This window comes from Campylobacter sp. BCW_6889, from assembly GCF_001762535.1.
Lineage (GTDB): Bacteria > Campylobacterota > Campylobacteria > Campylobacterales > Campylobacteraceae > Campylobacter_D > Campylobacter_D jejuni.
The window spans coordinates 1-1,418 of record NZ_MJWZ01000059.1 but is presented as its reverse complement, the minus strand read 5'-3'; the positions used below and the strand labels follow the sequence as shown (position 1 = coordinate 1,418).

General features: G+C 27.2%; 2 protein-coding genes. Both read right to left on the bottom strand.

Annotation, left to right across the window (positions count from 1 at the left end; genetic code table 11):
• Window positions 1–638, bottom strand: a 638-nt coding sequence (locus tag AJ939_RS05875) for an Mbeg1-like protein (RefSeq protein WP_141085147.1), incomplete at its 3' end; no start/stop codon positions are given.
• Window positions 639–1,003: 365 nt separating this feature from the next.
• Window positions 1,004–1,418: Mbeg1-like protein (locus AJ939_RS05865; protein ID WP_250535449.1), on the bottom strand; the 415-nt coding region annotated here is incomplete at its 5' end.

Here is a 1,418-nt window from a genome sequence, read left to right as displayed (position 1 = left end):
ATAGCTATATTAGGAAAATTCCAACCATAAACACTAGGGGAATTAAAAGTATAAACTTCATTAGGGCTAAAAGATAATTTGTCTTTATATTTAATATCGCAATATATCAAAGCCATTTGAGCTAAATACCCACCCAATGAATGTCCTACAAATATAATTCTTTTGTGTTTGTTTTTGATTATTTTATTTACTTGTTCTAAAAATTCTAAAAGAGAAGAAGATTGGATATTGCCATTGAGGGATAGAGTTATGTCTTGCATCGTATCTATATTCCAAAAACCCTCAGTTCCCCTAAACCCTACTATAAATTCATCTTTTTGTTTATCGTAAAACAAAGTAGCACTAAAGCCACTTGTAGTGTTAGGCTGATGAAATTGAACCTCATATCTTTGAATGAAATTTTTAGTCTGTAATTCTCCAAATTCTCCGTTGAGTTTACCTTTACTAATAAAACTATATTTTTGTCCGACCTTTTCTTTTTTTCCAGCTATTTTGCCATTATAGCTTAAGTTTAAAAGCTCATTTAAGGTAATAATAGTTTCATTTTCTTGCAATATACAATCTTCTAAATCAAAATAAAAATAACTAGCTTGTGCAAGTTCTGCATAATCTTTTAATTCATTGATTTTTTCTTGCAAAATTATCCTTTATTTAAATAATGACAAAAAAATATATAATGTAACATAAAAACTATTATGATAATAAAACATGTAATATAATATCAAAGCTATAGGATAATAAAGTAACAATAGCAATGCTATATACAAAAACTTTATTTCACAAAGAGAAAAAAAGCGATAAAGCATTAATAGAATTAAAGGAAAAATAATCCAACCTAGCATTACAAAAAATTCATACACTCTATTTGGATTATGCCCTACAGCAGGAGAAATAACAAACCCACTTATACAAAATACTACCCAAACAATATAAAACTTACGAAATGCACCCATTTATTTTCCTTTTTAATATTTTTAATAAAATTATTCTACTTTTTTAAAAATTAAAATATAGCTATATTAGGAAAATTCCAACCATAAACACTAGGGGAATTAAAAGTATAAACTTCATTAGGGCTAAAAGATAATTTGTCTTTATATTTAATATCGCAATATATCAAAGCCATTTGAGCTAAATACCCACCCAATGAATGTCCTACAAATATAATTCTTTTGTGTTTGTTTTTGATTATTTTATTTACTTGTTCTAAAAATTCTAAAAGAGAAGAAGATTGGATATTGCCATTGAGGGATAGAGTTATGTCTTGCATCGTATCTATATTCCAAAAACCCTCAGTTCCCCTAAACCCTACTATAAATTCATCTTTTTGTTTATCGTAAAACAAAGTAGCACTAAAGCCACTTGTAGTGTTAGGCTGATGAAATTGAACCTCATATCTTTGAATGAAATTTTTAGTC